The sequence below is a fragment of the Xanthomonas sp. 1678 genome (assembly GCF_031455575.1).
Taxonomy (GTDB): Bacteria; Pseudomonadota; Gammaproteobacteria; order Xanthomonadales; family Xanthomonadaceae; genus Xanthomonas_A.
The window spans coordinates 33,913-48,167 of record NZ_JAVDSZ010000009.1 but is presented as its reverse complement, the minus strand read 5'-3'; the positions used below and the strand labels follow the sequence as shown (position 1 = coordinate 48,167).

At 68.9% G+C, this 14,255-nt stretch carries 14 protein-coding genes; 11 read left to right on the top strand and 3 right to left on the bottom strand.

What is annotated here, in order from left to right:
* Window positions 1–59 precede the first annotated feature (59 nt).
* Both J2Y70_RS16015 and J2Y70_RS16010 read left to right on the top strand, forming a co-directional pair.
* Window positions 60–2,003, top strand: coding sequence for a sigma-54-dependent Fis family transcriptional regulator (locus J2Y70_RS16015; RefSeq protein ID WP_309919633.1), 1,944 nt, complete (start codon window positions 60–62; stop codon window positions 2,001–2,003).
* 154 nt (window positions 2,004–2,157) lie between these two features.
* The gene (locus J2Y70_RS16010) at window positions 2,158–2,922 is read left to right on the top strand and encodes an SDR family oxidoreductase (protein WP_263396475.1); all 765 of its coding nucleotides are present in this window, start codon (window positions 2,158–2,160) and stop codon (window positions 2,920–2,922) included.
* A gap of 227 nt (window positions 2,923–3,149) precedes the next feature.
* On the opposite strand, the gene J2Y70_RS16005 is transcribed toward J2Y70_RS16010, so the two are convergent.
* Both J2Y70_RS16005 and J2Y70_RS16000 read right to left on the bottom strand, forming a co-directional pair.
* Window positions 3,150–3,485, bottom strand: coding sequence for a hypothetical protein (locus tag J2Y70_RS16005; RefSeq protein WP_309919628.1), 336 nt, complete (start codon window positions 3,483–3,485; stop codon window positions 3,150–3,152).
* A gap of 73 nt (window positions 3,486–3,558) precedes the next feature.
* A complete protein-coding gene (locus J2Y70_RS16000) occupies window positions 3,559–5,685 on the bottom strand; it encodes a TonB-dependent receptor (protein ID WP_309919625.1) in 2,127 nt (708 codons plus the stop codon).
* A 151-nt stretch (window positions 5,686–5,836) separates the two neighbouring features.
* Between J2Y70_RS16000 and J2Y70_RS15995 the strand changes: the two genes are divergently transcribed.
* The 8 genes from J2Y70_RS15995 (at window position 5,837) to J2Y70_RS15960 (ending at window position 11,362) form a co-directional block, all read left to right on the top strand.
* Window positions 5,837–7,039 carry an amino acid aminotransferase gene (locus J2Y70_RS15995; RefSeq protein WP_309919622.1) on the top strand — a complete coding sequence of 401 codons (1,203 nt, stop codon included), beginning with the start codon at window positions 5,837–5,839 and terminating at the stop codon, window positions 7,037–7,039.
* A 263-nt stretch (window positions 7,040–7,302) separates the two neighbouring features.
* Window positions 7,303–8,319, top strand: coding sequence for a class 1 fructose-bisphosphatase (locus J2Y70_RS15990; RefSeq protein ID WP_309919619.1), 1,017 nt, complete (start codon window positions 7,303–7,305; stop codon window positions 8,317–8,319).
* 226 nt (window positions 8,320–8,545) lie between these two features.
* A complete protein-coding gene (locus J2Y70_RS15985; protein WP_309919616.1) occupies window positions 8,546–8,998 on the top strand; it encodes a DUF4240 domain-containing protein in 453 nt (150 codons plus the stop codon).
* A 55-nt stretch (window positions 8,999–9,053) separates the two neighbouring features.
* Window positions 9,054–9,377 (top strand): hypothetical protein, encoded by a 324-nt coding sequence (locus J2Y70_RS15980; RefSeq protein WP_309919614.1) that lies wholly within the window; start codon window positions 9,054–9,056, stop codon window positions 9,375–9,377.
* A 66-nt stretch (window positions 9,378–9,443) separates the two neighbouring features.
* A complete protein-coding gene (locus tag J2Y70_RS15975) occupies window positions 9,444–9,662 on the top strand; it encodes a hypothetical protein (protein ID WP_309919612.1) in 219 nt (72 codons plus the stop codon).
* A gap of 148 nt (window positions 9,663–9,810) precedes the next feature.
* A complete protein-coding gene (locus J2Y70_RS15970) occupies window positions 9,811–10,116 on the top strand; it encodes a hypothetical protein (RefSeq protein ID WP_309919609.1) in 306 nt (101 codons plus the stop codon).
* A 194-nt stretch (window positions 10,117–10,310) separates the two neighbouring features.
* On the top strand, window positions 10,311–10,583 hold the full coding sequence (locus J2Y70_RS15965; protein WP_263396465.1) for a hypothetical protein: 273 nt from the start codon (window positions 10,311–10,313) through the stop codon (window positions 10,581–10,583).
* A gap of 71 nt (window positions 10,584–10,654) precedes the next feature.
* Window positions 10,655–11,362 carry a 2OG-Fe(II) oxygenase gene (locus tag J2Y70_RS15960; RefSeq protein ID WP_309919605.1) on the top strand — a complete coding sequence of 236 codons (708 nt, stop codon included), beginning with the start codon at window positions 10,655–10,657 and terminating at the stop codon, window positions 11,360–11,362.
* 202 nt (window positions 11,363–11,564) lie between these two features.
* Here the strand turns inward: J2Y70_RS15960 and J2Y70_RS15955 are convergent, their stop codons facing one another.
* On the bottom strand, window positions 11,565–12,650 hold the full coding sequence (locus J2Y70_RS15955) for a PA0069 family radical SAM protein (RefSeq protein WP_309919602.1): 1,086 nt from the start codon (window positions 12,648–12,650) through the stop codon (window positions 11,565–11,567).
* Between the two features lie 108 nt (window positions 12,651–12,758).
* Here J2Y70_RS15955 and cls point away from each other — a divergent pair, with 108 nt between their 5' ends.
* Window positions 12,759–14,231, top strand: a complete 1,473-nt coding sequence (gene cls, locus J2Y70_RS15950; RefSeq protein WP_309919599.1) for a cardiolipin synthase — start codon at window positions 12,759–12,761, stop codon at window positions 14,229–14,231.
* Window positions 14,232–14,255 lie beyond the last annotated feature (24 nt).

Here is a 14,255-nt window from a genome sequence, read left to right as displayed (position 1 = left end):
TGGTGTTTATCGGAACACCCGCCTCAACACCTGTCGCAATTTGCGACAGTGGAGCCGCCATGGCGCACCCGCAATCGCACCACCAGCTCGGCCACGCACGCCGGATGTTCTTCGAACGCGGCGGCGCCCCGACCGGCCAGGTGCCGGACACCATCCTGCAGTCGTGGCAGCGCTGCCAGCGCCTGGGCCTGACCGCGCAGCGCACGCCGCCGATCGAGCCGGTCAGCGCGCCGCGCCTGCGCGAACTGCGCGAAGCGCACGAGCGCCTGTGGCGGCTGGCCCGCGCCGAACTGGAGGGCCTGGCCGGGGATGCCGCCGCCACCGGCAGCATCGTGCTGCTGACCGACGAGGCCGGCTGGATCCTCGACGCCGAAGGCAGCCCGGGCTTCCTCGACAAAGCGGGGCGCGTGGCGCTGATGCCGGGCGCGTGCTGGAGCGAGACCCAGGTCGGCACCAATGCGATCGGCACCGCCATCGTCGAGAGCCGTTCGGTGGAAGTGCGCGGCGGCGAGCACTACTTCGCGCCGCACCAGATCCTCAGCTGCGCCGCGGTACCGATCTTCGATCCCTACGGCCAGCTCGCCGGCGTGCTCGACATCTCCGGCGACGCCAGCGTGCAGCACATGCACGCGCTGGGCCTGGCGCGGATGGCGGTGGCCAGCATCGAGCACCGCTATTTCGACGACGGCATCGCCGGCTGCGAGTTGCTGCGCGTGCACCACGATCCGGCCCTGCTCGGCACTGCGCGCGAAGGCCTGCTGGCGTTCCGCAACGGCAAGCTGGTCGCGGCCAACCGCGCCGGCCTGCGCCTGTTCGGGCTGGAGCGCCACGACCTCGGCCGCGCGCCGTACGACGCCCTGTTCGAAGAACCGCTGTCGCGGCTGCGCCAGCAGGGCAGCGTGTTCGACCTGCAGGGTCGCGCGCTGCACGGCCGCGTCGACAGCGCCGGCGACGACCGTCCGCGGCGGCGATCGCAGCAGCCGCCGATCACCGTGTCGGCGGCCACGCGCGCGCAGCCGCACGCCGACGCGCCGCTGTTCGACGCCGTGCAGGAGCTGGCGCTGGAACGCGCGCGGCGCGTGCTCGATGCGCAGCTGCCGGTGCTGGTGCAGGGCGAGACCGGCACCGGCAAGGAAGTGTTCGCGCGCGAGCTGCACCGCCGCAGCGCGCGCGCCGGCAAGCCGTTCGTCGCGGTGAACTGCGCGGCGCTGCCGGAAGGCCTGATCGAGGCCGAGCTGTTCGGCTACGAGGACGGCGCCTTCACCGGTGCGCGCAAGCACGGCAATCCCGGGCTGCTGCGCCAGGCCGACGGCGGCGTGCTGTTCCTGGACGAGATCGGCGACATGCCGCTGGCCCTGCAGCCGCGCCTGCTGCGCGTGCTGCAGGAGCGCGAGCTGTTGCCGCTGGGCGGCGGCAAGCCGGTGAAGCTGGATTTCGCGCTGATCTGCGCCACCCATCGCGACCTGGACGCGGCGATGGCCGAGCAGCGTTTCCGTCCCGACCTGTACTACCGCATCGCGCATCACAGCGTGCAGATCCCGGCACTGCACGCGCACCCCGATCGCCGCGCACTGGTGCAGGACCTGTGGGCGCGGGTGGGGCAGGGCCGGCGCCTGAGCGACGCGGCGCTGGCCGCGCTGAGCGCCTATCCCTGGCCGGGCAACCTGCGCCAGCTGGTGGCCTGCCTGCGCACGCTGGTGGCATTGAGCGATGCCGGCACCGAGGTCGACGCCGATGCCTTGCCGGCCTATCTGCCCGGCGCGGGACGCGGCCTGTCCGCGGCCGGCAGCGCGATGCCGGGGCAGGGCGGAGCGATCGGTGGCGGGACAGGGGCGCGCCCGGGCGCGGTGGTGCAGGCCGCCGACCTGGACAGCCTGGCGCTGAGCGCGATGCGCCAGGCGCTGGACGCCTGCGGCGGCAACGTCGCCCGCGCCGCGCGCCAGCTCGGCGTCAGCCGCAGCACGCTGTATCGGCGGCTCGGGCTCGGCGCGCGCTCCAACTAGCTGTGTGGGAGCGACTTCAGTCGCGACAGGCATCACCGGTGCGCCCGTCGCGACCGCTGCGCGCGCCGCACCGCTGCCGCGTCCGAACATGGCGAGCGACCGCATTGCATGCCACGCATAGTCCCGGCTCCTTCGACTGGACCTGGAGACCTGCATGCACCGCCTGACTGACAAGATCGCCCTCGTGACCGGCGCGAGTTCCGGCATCGGCCGCGCCACCGCCCTCCTGTTCGCACGCGAGGGCGCCTGCGTGGTGGCCGGCGCCCGCCGTGGCGCGGCGCTGGACGCGCTGGTCGCCGAGATCGCCGACGCCGGCGGCCGCGCCGCGTGCCTGGCCGGGGACGTGCGCGAGGAAGCCTACGCGCAGGCGCTGGTGGCGCTGGCGGTGGAGCGCTTCGGCGGGCTGGACATCGCGTTCAACAACGCCGGCACGCTCGGCACGCTGGCCCCCACGACCGCGCTGGACGCGCGCGACTGGCAGGACGCCATCGACACCAACCTCAGCGCCGCCTTCTATGGCGCCAAGCACCAGATCCCGGCCTTGCTCGCGCGCGGCGGCGGCGCGCTGATCTTCACCTCCAGCTTCGTCGGCCACACCGTCGGCTTCCCCGGCGCCGCCGCCTATGCCGCCAGCAAGGCGGGACTGATCGGCCTGACCCAGGCGCTTGCCACCGAGTTCGGCCCGCAGGCGCTGCGGGTCAACGCGCTACTGCCGGGCGGCACCGAGACGCCGATGGCGCACGCGATGAACGACAGCGCGCAGGCGCTGGCGCAGGTCGCGCAGCTGCACGCGCTCAAGCGCCTGGCGCAGCCGGAGGAGATCGCGCGCGCGGCCTTGTTCCTGGCCTCGGACGACGCCTCGTTCATGACCGGCAGCGCGATGCTGGTCGACGGCGGCATTTCGATCCATCGCAGCTGAGTCCGCTGCCGCGAATACGTGGAGCGCGCGGGTCGACGATACGGAACGGACCGCGCCTCCACGAACCATCCGTGCGGCGGTGCCTGCGTTGTCCCATGGCATTGCCGCGCGGCGGTCGCGATGCGATCGATACCTGTGCGTGTAGCGTAGGAGCGGGCGCTCGCGAAGCGCGAATTGGCACCGACCGCCATACCGCACTGCGCAAGGGAACGCGCGCCGATTCGGCCCTAAGGCAGGAGCCGCACGCGCTTCACGAACAGCAGCCGGTCGTCGGGGCCCGGGCCGGCGATGCGCTCGCCGTTGGCTTCGCTGGCGTAGTCCAGCGCGACCCGCTTGCCCTCGACCGCCTTCTTCAGCACGAACATATCGCTCTCGGGCGCGGCGACGAACCAGTCGCCGCAGCGGGCTGCGCAATACGCTTCCACGTTCCGGCCATCGGCTGCGCGCACGACGATGCGCATGTCGTCGATGCCGCCGCCGGCGACCAGCGTGCCGCTGACCGAGGCGGCCAGCGCGCTGGCCGGCGTGCTGGCGGCGAGGAGCAGGAACAGTGCGGTTTTCATCGGCGGATCCGAAGCGTGGGCGAGGGTGGCCGCGCGTCGGGCGAACCGCGCGGCCGCTGGTGCGACGGCAACCTCAGTGCGCGAAATCCCATTGCACGCCGACGGTATAGCCTCGGTCCGGACCCGGCTCGTAGTAGCGGCCATTGCCGTCGTTGACGATGACCGAGCCGATGTAGGCGTGGTCGAGCGCGTTGTCGATGCGCGCGAAGGTGCGCAGCGCGCCGTGCGCGGTGTTCCAGCGGCGCGAGGCTTCCAGGTTCAGCAGCGCGTAGCCGGGGGCGGTCGCGGTGGCCAGGTCGTTGGCCACGGTGTCGCCGGCGGCCACGCCTTCGACCGCGAACTGCCACGCCCGCGGCTGCCACTGCCAGCGCGCGAAAAACTGTTGACGCGGCACGCCGGGCAGGCGCGCACCGGCCGCCACCACCGCGGTCGGCGTGGCGCAGCCGCTGCTGGCGCAGGTCAGGTAGGCCTGGCGCACGGTCGCCTGCAGCCAGGTGTAGGACAGCTGCAGCTGCGCGGTGTCGCCCAGCGGCAGCAGGTAGCTGGCTTCGGCGCCCTGGCGGCGGGTGCGGCCGATGTTGCGGTAGGTGCTGCGGCCGTTGGTGTTGCTGGCCACCGCCAGTTCGTCGTCGGTGTTGGCGCGGAACAGCGCCGCTTCCCAGGCCGCACCGGCCTGGTCGCGCCATTTCATGCCGAGCTCCATGTTTTCGCTCCGGGCCGCGGACAGGTCCAGCGCCAGGCCGGCGCCGCCGTCGTTGCGATAGCCCAGTTCGTTGAAGGTCGGCGTCTCGAAGCCGCGGCCGGCCGAGGCGTAGAAGCGCAGGTCGTCGCTGGCGCGGAACACCACCCCGGCCACCGGCGTGGTCGCCGAATAGTCGGTGCGACCGCTGTCGTCCGGGTTGCGGCCGACGATGTAGGCGTCGTCGGAACGGAAACGCACTTGGCTGTGGCGCAAGCCGGCCAGCAGCGACCAGCGCTCGCTGAACTGCCACCAGGCCTGCGCGAACTGGTCCACGTTCTGCACCTGATCTTCCTGGTCGCGGCGCAGCCGTCCCTTCACCCCCAGCGTGCCGCCGACGAAGTTCTCGTAGCCGGTACGGTGCTGCTTCTGGCGGTCGGCGTTGGCGCCGACGGTGAACTGGAACGGCCGCCCGCCCAGCTCGCCCTGCCAGGCCCAACGCGCATCGATGCCGCCGTAGTCGCCATCCAGGTCGATCAGCCCGCCAGCGTGCAGCGGATTGGCCTGCACCGCCACCGGCACCGCCAGGTACTGCTGCACGTCGCGGCGCCCGGCGTAGCCCATCAGCCGCCAGGTCTGCTGGTCCACCTGCTGGGTGAAGATCGCCCCGGCCTGCGCCTGGCGCGTGGACTTGCGCGTATCGAACTGGGTCGCTACGGCCGTGGCCTGCTGCGGATCGACATCGAACTGGGCGCGGGTCAGGCCCAGCGGGTCCTGTGCCCACGGCGCGTCCAGGTAGTTCAGCACCAGGTCCAGGCGCCGCCCCGGGGCCAGGTCGAAGCCGAACTTGGCGTTGATCGATTCGCGCCGCGCCTGGCTGTGGTCGCGGTAGCCGTCGGTGCGGAAGTGGGTGGCGGCGACGTTGTAGTGCACGTTGCCTTGCTGGCCCTGCAGCTGCGCACCGGCGCTGACCGTGCCGTTGCTGCCGACGGTGCTGCGCAGCCGCCACGGATCGTCCGGCTGGCCGTCGCCGCTCCACAGCTGCACCACGCCGCCAGAGGAATTGCCGTACAGCGCCGAGAACGGGCCGCGCAGCACCTCGATGCGCTCGGCGCCCAGCAGGTTGAAGTGCGACAGCTGGCCCTGGCCGTCCGGCATCGTCGCCGGGATGCCGTCCAGCAGCAGGCGCACGCCGCGCACGCCGAACGCCGAGCGCGCGCCGAATCCGCGGATCGACAGCTGGGTGTCCTGCGCGTAGTTCTGGCGGTCGCGCGCCAGCAGCCCGGGCACGCCGGACAGGGCCTCGGACACCTGCACGCCGGTGCGGTCGCTGTCGCCCAGGCCGATCGTAGTCAACGAGGCCGGCAGGTCGAAATCGTCCACGCCGCCGACCCGCGCGGCCTGGACCTGCACGACCGGCAAGGTGGCGGGATCGGCGTCGGCCTCGGCAGCGCGGACGACGGGCGACAGGCCCAGGGCGCAGAGGCCGCAGAGCAGGGCGAGGGGATGGCGATTGGGCATGCGGCCATCATCGCGCATGCGCCGCCGCGCCGCACGCCGCGCGGCGCAAAGCCCCGCCACGCAAGGCCTGCGTTTGTTAGGATGGGGTGTTTGACCGCGCCGGCTCCGGTTCCTCCCGGCCCCCACCCTTCGCCAACGAACGAGTACCGCCGTGTCCTTCTTTGCAAACGTGGAACAGGTCCCAGGCGACCCGATCCTGGGCCTGACCGAGGCCTACAACGCCGATTCGCGCCCGACCAAGGTCAACCTGGGCGTGGGCATCTATTACGACGAGAGCGGCCGCATCCCGCTGCTGCGCGCCGTCCAGCAGATCGAACAGCAGTTGGCGCAGGACGCCAAGCCGCGCGGCTACCTGCCGATCGACGGCCTGCCGGCGTACGACCTGGCCACGCAGAAACTGCTGTTCGGCGCCGACTCGCCGCTGCTGGCCGCCGGCCGCGTCGCCACCTCGCAGACCATCGGCGGCAGCGGCGCGCTGCGCGTGGGCGCGGACCTGCTGAAGAAGCTGCTGTCCACCTCGACCATCGCCATCAGCAATCCGAGCTGGGAGAACCACCGCGCGGTGTTCTCGGCCGCCGGCTTCGACGTGGTCGAGTACACCTATTTCGACGCGGCCACGCACGGCCTGAACTTCGACGGCATGCTCGCCGACCTGAACAAGCTCGAGCCGGGCACCGTGGTGCTGCTGCACGCCTGCTGCCACAACCCGACCGGCGCCGACCTGACCCAGGAACAGTGGCGCACCGTCGCCGCGCTGCTGAAGGAACGCAACCTGTTCCCGTTCGTCGACATCGCCTACCAGGGCTTCGACAAGGGCATCGACGAGGACGCCTACGCGGTGCGCCTGCTGGCCGAGGCCGGCGTGGACAGCTACGTGGTCGCCAGCTCGTACTCCAAGTCGTTCTCGCTGTATGGCGAGCGCGTCGGCGCGCTGTCGGTGGTGTCGGCCACCGCGGCCGAGAGCAAGGCGGTGCAATCGCAGGTCAAGCGCATCATCCGCACCATCTACTCCAGCCCGTCCACGCACGGCGCCGCGCTGGTGGCCGGTGTGCTCAACAGCCCCGAGCTGCGCGCGATGTGGGAGCAGGAACTGACCGAGATGCGCGAGCGCATCCACGCCCTGCGCGCCGGCATGGTGCAGAAGCTGGCCGCCCTCGGCGCGCCGGAGTTCGGCTTCATCCAGCAGCAGGCCGGCATGTTCTCGTACTCGGGCCTGAGCAAGGCGCAGGTGGACCGGCTGCGCGACGAGTTCGGCATCTACGCGGTCGGCACCGGCCGCATCTGCGTGGCCGCGCTGAGCCAGAACAACCTGGACTACGTGACCCAGGCCGTGGCCGCCGTACACAAGAGCTGATCCGCCACGGGGGCTGCAAACCACGAAGCCGGAAGCGCATGCGCTTCCGGCTTTTTTTGTGCGATGCGCGCGCGAATCCGCGCAAGCCCGACTTTTTGTGGGAAGGGCTTCAGCCCCGACGCATGGCACCACCAGCACACGCCATCTCCTGCCAGCACACTTTCGCTGCGGCAAGGCGACGCCATCGCCCGCCCGCTAATCGAAATCTCACGCAACAGCCGCGACAATAGGCGCATCTCCCCCACGAAAGGCTGCCTGCGCCCATGTCGCGAACCTCGCTGACCCGCTTCCTGATCGAAGAACAGCACGCCGGCCGCATCGGCCCGGAACTGCGCCAGCTCATCACCATCGTGTCGCGCGCGTGCAAGCGCATCTCCATCGCGGTCAGCAAGGGCGCCCTGGGCGGCGTGCTCGGCGACGCCGGCACCGGCAACGTGCAGGGCGAGGCGCAGAAGAAGCTCGACGTGCTCAGCAACGACATCCTGCTCGAAGCCAACGCCTGGGGCGGGCATCTGGCGGCGTGCGCGTCGGAGGAAATGGACCACAGCCAGCCGGTGCCCGACAAATATCCCAGCGGCGATTTCCTGCTGCTATTCGATCCGCTGGACGGCAGCTCCAACATCGACGTCAACGTCTCCGTCGGCACCATCTTCTCGGTGCTGCGCGCACCGCCCGGCACCGACAAGCCCGGCGACGAACACTTCCTGCAGCCGGGCACCGCCCAGGTCGCCGCCGGCTACTGCATCTACGGCCCCAGCACGATGCTGGTGCTGACCCTGGGCCACGGCACCCACGCCTTCACCCTGGAGCGCGAGGAAGGCAGCTTCCTGCTGACCCAGGCCGACATGCGCATTCCCGAGGACACCGCCGAGTTCGCGATCAACATGTCCAACCAGCGGCACTGGGAAGCGCCGATGCAGCGCTACGTCGCCGACCTGCTCGCCGGCAACGAAGGCGCGCGCGGCAAGAACTTCAACATGCGCTGGATCGCCAGCATGGTCGCCGACGTGCACCGCATCCTCACCCGCGGCGGCATCTTCATCTACCCGTGGGACAAGAAGGATCCGGGCAAGGCCGGCAAGCTGCGCCTGATGTACGAAGCCAACCCGATGGGCCTGCTGGTCGAACAGGCCGGCGGCGCCGCCAGCACCGGCCGCGCGCGCATTCTCGACCTGCAGCCCGAGCAACTGCACCAGCGCGTGCCGGTGTTCCTCGGCTCGAAGAACGAAGTGGCGCAGGCGGTTCGGTACCACTTGGAGCACGACACGGCGCAGGGCTGATTCGTCCCGGTTGCTTCGCGTTCGACGTGATCTGACGACGCCCGCCTTCGCGCGGGTGTTGTCGTTTTCCCCCGCGAAAACCGCATAACGTGGCCCCTCGTTCGGATGCATGGGTTCGCCGATCGATGACGCAGGAAATTGACGGGTCTGCCGTTGTCGGAGAGGATGGCGTCGGGCCACGATCGCGCGGCCCGATCGCCGTCGAGCTGCCAGGGAGCGTGTCGCAATGGATGAAACAGAGTTCTGGCGCATCATCGGCCTGCTCAACTGGAAGCGCACCGGCGACGACGATGCGGTGCTCAAGCCGGCCGTGAAAGAACTGACCAAGCGCTCGCGGGAAGACATCGCCGCGTTCGAGGAAATCTTGAGCCAGAAGCTGCACGCCCTGGACACGATGGCTCATGCCAAGCAGATCGGCGCGGATGCCTACGCCGACGGCAAGCACTTCTCCGTCGATCTGTTCCTTTACGCGCGTTGCTGCGTGGTGGCCAACGGCCCAGACGTCTATGCGTCCGTGCTGTCCGATCCGGTCGAGTTCCCGAAGGACATGGATTTCGAGGCCCTCCTGGAACTCGCGAGCGCCGCATACGAACTCAAGTCCGGCGAGGCGCCCGGCGCTTTCGACACGTCGGTGAGCTATGAGACTTTCAGCAATCAGGCAGGGTGGGCTGCGGCCTAGTTCATCCGGTCCGATGCCGCTGCGTGGCAGGACTCACTTCAGGCGCGAAGAGCACATGGCAACTCAGTCGGGCCGTTCGAAAGCTGCTGGGCTTTTTGCTGCATTGCTGTTACTGGCGTTCTCCGCGCCCGCCTACGCGACGACCCAGTGTCCGCCGGAATTCGGCCCGAAGGATCCGCTCGTCAACATGCTGGGCTGGCTGGTTGTCGCGGTGAGCGTAGCCGCCGGTGGCTGGCTTTTCGCCTGGCTGGTCCGGCGTTCGCGCGGCATGCGCTGGTTTTGGCGCTGTGCCGTCATCGCGTCCGGGTTTGCCGCGATGCTTGCCGTGTGGATCGGCGGTTTTGCGTTGGCGTTCGTGTACTTCTTTCTGCAATGCTAGCTTCATCGAGCCGAGTCACATCGCCATTTGGCATATATGGACATAAATGCTATTGGGGGGAGATCAATGGAAGATCCCATCGAACAGTGCGAGCGGCGTTCGGGACAACTTGTCGTCATTGCCATCGCTCTCTTTTTATCGGGCCTCCTGTTCCTCGTGAGCCTGATCCTCGCGTTTCGATCGCAGTCCCTGTGGGCTGTGCTCTTCGTGCCGATTGGGCCGCCCGCCGTGCTGATCGCCGTGGCGATGATGGCTCGCCACCGCACGCATCGCCTCGACTCATGATGGGCCTGATGCCGAATAGTCCGGACGCATTTTTCCGGCAGCAATGGTGCAGCCGAGTTCTACTGCTGGAAGAATTGAATTTACGTACCGGCGCAACACTACTCGCCGTCTAGCGATAGCGCCGACTTTATTTCCGCATGGAGAACCGATGCCCCTGACGATTGCTATGTTATGCGCCCTGTTCTGTGCTGCCATCGCTCCATTGCTTTTACCATGGCGCAAACCGACGCTCGTTTTGTGGCTCGCTGTCTGGTTTTCGTCGTGGTTTGTTTTCTTCTACCTGCTACATGGGGAGTCCAGCCACCACACCAAACATAATGCATCCTTGCTTTCTGGAATTTTCCTAGTGGTATTCACCTGCAGCAGCATTGCTCGAATCCTCATCCATTGGGCTGCGCTCTGGTCTCGCAGGCATCATGTGCATGGCATCTCGGATCAGCAGATCGGTTCCTGACGCTCGTTCACAAGCGAAGCGGTATGCCGCACCATCGCAGCGCAGCATCCTCGCTCCCTGGAACCGCATAGAATCGGCATGCCGCAGCCTGCTGCGATGTGCGGGCAACTCACTAGGTTGGCGCAACGACACGACGCCCGCTCATCATGTATGTCCGGCTTCCATCCGAGGGCCTGAAGAGAAACAGGACTACCATGAACCAGACCGTCTTCCTCCTGTTCTTCTTCGCGACCGCGCCGATCGCGCTGATGCCGAGCGTCATTTCCTGGCTGACCCGGCACAAGGCGCGGCGGCTGATCGTGGCCGGTAATCTCGCGCTGTGGGTGCTGATCTTCTTTGCCGCCAGGAGCTTTACCCTGGGCACGTCCAGCAAGTTCCAGCTGCCCACGCTGCTGGCGTTGGTCGCCTGGCTGGTATTGCTCGGCTACTCGATCCGTGGCGGTTCGGCGGCGTCCCGCAAGGGTTAGGTCGCCATCAGCTGCAGCGTCCAGGCGTCAGCACAGCTGCGACGGCGCGGGATCGCTGGTAAGGTCGCGCGATGTCCGATTCCAATCCCGATTTCATCGAGGTCTTCGATGGCGCCATGTCCCGCGAGGACTGCGCCACGATCATGCGCCGCGTGCGCGCCAGCGCGCAGCTGCAACCGGGCGAGGTGGGCAGTGGCGTGTTCCCCGAGCTCAAGCGCAGCCGCGATCTGCGCATCAGCGGCCTGGAGCCGTGGCGCGACGTGGAGCAGCGGCTGCAGCAGGCGGTGTTCGCCGGCCTGCTCGGCTATCTGCGCAAGTATCCGCAGGCGCTGATCTCGCCGCTGATGCTGCAGGTCCCCGGTGCCGACGGCCAGCCGCATCGGCTCGGCGCGGACGATTTCGCGCTGCTCGACGACGCGGCGCTGTCCAACCTGGCCCGCACCTGCCTGCGTCCGGGCGCGATCAACCTGCAATGGTACGAAGCGGGCGAGGGCGGCTATCCGTACTGGCATTGCGAGCTGTACCCGCGCGATCCCGGCGCCGAGACCCTGCACCGGCACCTGCTGTGGACGCTGTACCTCAACGACGATTTCCAGGACGGCGAGACCGAATTCCTGTTCCAGCAGCGCAAGATCGCGCCGCGCGCCGGCAGCCTGCTGATCGCGCCGACCGCATTCACCCACACCCACCGCGGCAACCGCCCGCAAGGCGGCGACAAGTTCATCGCCACCAGCTGGATCCTGTTCCAGTCGGCGCAGGCGCTTTACGGCCGGGATTAGGGATTCGGGAGTAGGGATTCGCAAAAGCGGGGGTGCGGCGCTTTTTTCCGACCAGCCTTCGTCTGGCCGCAGGTTGGCACAAAGTCTCGCTGCCGCTGGATCCGTTCCGGCGTGTCCCAAAAAGGATTTGGTTAAAAGTCGGCTATCGAGCAGCCGACGTGCGCTCTTACGAATCCCCAATCCCAAATCCCAAATCCCGGCCTCAAAACAACTCCCCCTGCGGCGATGGCGCACGTGGCGGCAGCGGCTTGACGAAGCGGCTGCAGTCCAGCGCCCGGCGCGCGCGTTCGGCGTAGCCCAGGCGCTTGTGCGCCAGCGCGAAGCGCCGCGCCAGCAGGTCGGCATAGACGCCTTCGCCGCGCATGCGCTTGCCGAAGGCGCTGTCGTAGTCCTTGCCGCCGCGCAGCTGCTGCACGGTGCTCATCACGTGCGCGGCGCGGTCGGGATGGTGCGCCTGCAGCCAGTCGCGGAACAGCGGCGCCACCTCGTGCGGCAGGCGCAGCAGCACGTAGCCGGCGGAGTCGGCGCCGGCGGCATGCGCCGCTTCCAGCACCGCTTCCAGTTCATGGTCGTTGATCCACGGAATCACCGGCGCCACCATCACCCCCACCGGCACCCCGGCCTCGTGCAGCGTGCGCATCGCGCGCAGCCGCGCATGCGGCGCCGAGGCGCGCGGCTCCAGCCGCGCCGACAGGCGCGGGTCCAGCGAGGTGACCGAGAAGTGCACGCTGACCAGGTTCTCGCGCGCCAGCGGCACCAGCAGGTCCAGGTCGCGCTCGACCAGCGCGTTCTTGGTGATCAGCGAGAACGGATGGCGGGTTTCCCACAGCACCTCGATCAGCTGCCGGGTCAGCTGCAGCTTGCGCTCGATCGGCTGGTAGGCATCGGTGTTGATGCCCAGCGCGATCGGGCTGGGCACGTAGCCGGGCTTGGCCAGCTCGCGGCGCAGCAGGTCCGGGGCATTGGTCTTGGCGAACAGGCGGGTCTCGAAGTCCAGCCCCGGCGACAGGTTCAAATAGGCGTGGCTGGGCCGGGCGAAGCAGTAGCTGCAGCCGTGCTCGCAGCCGCGGTAGGGATTGACCGACTGCGAGAAGCCCACATCCGGCGACTGGTTGCGGCTGATGATGCTGCGCGCGGTCTCCTCGCGCACTTCCGTGCGCAGCCGCGGCGCGGCGAATTCCTCGCTGTCGTCGGGGTGCCAGCCGTCGTCCTCGGCCTGGCTGATGGTGCGTTCGAAGCGGCCGGGCAGGTGGCTGCCGGCGCCGCGTCCCTTGATGGCCGTGCTCATCCGCGCAGGGTACGCCGCCACGGTCTCAGCCACTGCGACGGCGACCGGACGACGCTGAATCTTTCAGCGCCACGCGCAGGAGTCGCGCCCGCCCCGTAGAATCCGCCGATGTTCGTATTCGCGACCCTGCAGAACACCTGGGACTGGCTCACCGGCATCCCCCATTTCGGCGCCTACGTCACCGCCGCCTATCTGCTGTACATCCTGTGGCTGAGCAGCTGGATCGTGCTGCAGAAACGCGAGCCGGCGGCGACGCTGAGCTGGGTGCTGTCGCTGGCCGCGCTGCCGTACCTGGGTTTCGTCATCTACTACCTGCTCGGCCCGCAGAGGGTGAAGCGGCAGCGCCTGCGCCGCGGCCGCTCGCGCTCGGGCATGGAGCACTACAGCAGCGTCTGCCCGGCCGACGCCGACTGCACCGAGCTGGCCAAGATCGCCCAGGCCACCACCGGGCTGGCGCCGAGTTCGGCGACCAGCGCGCAATGGCTGGTGGACGGCGCGGCCACCTACGACGCGATCGTGCGCGACATCGCCGCCGCGCAGCACCACGTGCACCTGGAGTACTACATCTTCAATCCCGACCGCAGCGGCACGCGCATCCGCGATGCGCTGGTCGAGCGCGCCCGCGCCGGGGTCAAGGTGCGCCTGCTGCTCGACGCGGTGGGCTCCTCGCAGGTGCGCAAGCGTTTCCTGCAGCCGCTGCTGGACGCCGGCGGCGAGGCGGCCTGGTTCCATCCCACCCAGCTGCTGCGCCCGTTCAAGTTCAAGCGGCCGTGGGTGAACCTGCGCACCCACCGCAAGATCGTGGTGATCGACGGCCGCATCGGTTTCACCGGCGGCATCAACGTCACCGACGAGGAGAACGAAGCGTTGCGCCCGGACGCGTACCGCGACCTGCACGTGCGCTGCGAGGGCCACGTGGTGCGCAGCCTGCAGCTGGTGTTCGTCGAGGACTGGCTGTACGCCACCCGCCAGGGCCGCGACACCTTCGACATGGCCAAGATCTGGCCGCACGACATGCCCGGCCGCGACGAGGGCGCGATCCAGGCGCAGGTGCTGGTGTCCGGCCCGGATTCATCGTGGGAAAGCATCCACCGCATGCAGGTCGCGGCGATCTACGAGGCGCAGCGGCGGGTCTGGCTGGTGACGCCGTATTTCGTGCCGGGCGAGGCCGCGCGCATGGCGTTGACCTCCGCCGCGCTGGGCGGCCTCGACGTGCGCCTGCTGGTGCCCAAGCGCAGCGATTCGCGGCTGGTGACGCTGGCGGCGCGCTCGTATTTCGACGAACTGCTGCAGGCCGGGGTCAAGATCTACGAGTACGGTCCGCGCATGCTGCACAGCAAGGCATTGATCGTCGACGAGGATCTCGCCATCGTCGGCAGCGCCAACTTCGACAACCGCAGTTTCCGGCTCAACTTCGAGGTGGCGGCGATGTTCCGCGACCGTCAGCTGACCCAGGAACTGGCCACGCTGATCGGCCGCGAGATCGCCGACGCGGTGCAGGTGCGCGACGACCGCCAGCGCTCGCTGTGGCGCTACCGGCTGCCCGAGGCGCTGGCGCGGTTGACCTCGCCGCTGTTGTAGCACGCCGCCGCCAGGCGCCGGCCT

Excerpts from the sequence above, each read along its gene's own strand:
- J2Y70_RS15980 (WP_309919614.1), top strand. The coding sequence starts at position 9,054 with ATGGCAACTCAGTCGGGCCGTTCGAAAGCTGCTGGGCTTTTTGCTGCA.
- J2Y70_RS15990 (WP_309919619.1), top strand. The coding sequence starts at position 7,303 with ATGTCGCGAACCTCGCTGACCCGCTTCCTGATCGAAGAACAGCACGCC.
- J2Y70_RS15985 (WP_309919616.1), top strand. The coding sequence starts at position 8,546 with ATGGATGAAACAGAGTTCTGGCGCATCATCGGCCTGCTCAACTGGAAG.
- J2Y70_RS15965 (WP_263396465.1), top strand. The coding sequence starts at position 10,311 with ATGAACCAGACCGTCTTCCTCCTGTTCTTCTTCGCGACCGCGCCGATC.
- J2Y70_RS16010 (WP_263396475.1), top strand. The coding sequence starts at position 2,158 with ATGCACCGCCTGACTGACAAGATCGCCCTCGTGACCGGCGCGAGTTCC.
- J2Y70_RS15960 (WP_309919605.1), top strand. The coding sequence starts at position 10,655 with ATGTCCGATTCCAATCCCGATTTCATCGAGGTCTTCGATGGCGCCATG.
- J2Y70_RS16000 (WP_309919625.1), bottom strand. The coding sequence starts at position 5,685 with ATGCCCAATCGCCATCCCCTCGCCCTGCTCTGCGGCCTCTGCGCCCTG.
- J2Y70_RS15955 (WP_309919602.1), bottom strand. The coding sequence starts at position 12,650 with ATGAGCACGGCCATCAAGGGACGCGGCGCCGGCAGCCACCTGCCCGGC.
- J2Y70_RS15975 (WP_309919612.1), top strand. The coding sequence starts at position 9,444 with ATGGAAGATCCCATCGAACAGTGCGAGCGGCGTTCGGGACAACTTGTC.
- J2Y70_RS15970 (WP_309919609.1), top strand. The coding sequence starts at position 9,811 with ATGCCCCTGACGATTGCTATGTTATGCGCCCTGTTCTGTGCTGCCATC.
- J2Y70_RS16005 (WP_309919628.1), bottom strand. The coding sequence starts at position 3,485 with ATGAAAACCGCACTGTTCCTGCTCCTCGCCGCCAGCACGCCGGCCAGC.
- cls (WP_309919599.1), top strand. The coding sequence starts at position 12,759 with ATGTTCGTATTCGCGACCCTGCAGAACACCTGGGACTGGCTCACCGGC.
- J2Y70_RS16015 (WP_309919633.1), top strand. The coding sequence starts at position 60 with ATGGCGCACCCGCAATCGCACCACCAGCTCGGCCACGCACGCCGGATG.